The sequence below is a fragment of the Erwinia sp. MYb416 genome, from assembly GCF_037479575.1.
Taxonomy (GTDB): Bacteria; Pseudomonadota; Gammaproteobacteria; order Enterobacterales; family Enterobacteriaceae; genus Erwinia; species Erwinia rhapontici.
In genome coordinates, this window is the sequence record NZ_JBBGYT010000224.1 from 1 (window position 1) to 589 (window position 589).

Annotated in this window: 1 protein-coding gene; it reads left to right on the plus strand. The window is 55.9% G+C overall.

What is annotated here, in order from left to right:
* Nucleotides 1–25: 25 nt before the first annotated feature.
* On the plus strand, nucleotides 26–589 hold a 564-nt coding region (locus tag WH277_RS02055; RefSeq protein ID WP_339504112.1), incomplete at its 3' end, for a phosphatase PAP2 family protein.

Sequence of the window (589 nt, forward strand, 5' to 3'; positions counted from 1 at the left end):
ATGCTCCCCTGGTCGCCAAAATGTCATGAAATCATCATTAATTCTCAACAAAAGCCAAACGAATCGTGCAATTAAGAGTGATTCTCTTTACCCCTTGCCCGCTCACTTTTACCTTAAGCAATTCGTGCTACTGATTCTCAGCGCCATGGTTTTTATCTGGCTGTCGCGCAGCGAAAGCATCGACATGGCGATCACCCGCCTGTGGTTTGACCCGCTGACACAGCAGTTTCCGTGGAAAGATAATCACTGGCTGGATCTGATTAACCATCGCCTGCTTAAACAGATGGTGATCGGCGGAGGGAGCGTACTGCTACTGGCCGGCGTGGTACGCGGACAACCACGCTGGGTATTGGTGGCATTACTGATGGGCATTGGCCCACTGGTGGTGGGCGTCCTGAAGGCCACCAGTGCCCACTCCTGTCCGTGGGACCTGGTGGAATTTGGCGGTAAGGCGGTTTCTTACCCGTTGTTCGGCGCTGTCCCGTTGAACAGCGGGCCGGGGCGCTGTTTCCCCGGCGGCCATGCATCCAGCGGCTTCAGTGCCCTGGCGCTGTTTTTTCTGTTCTACCCCCAACGCACACGCCTGGCC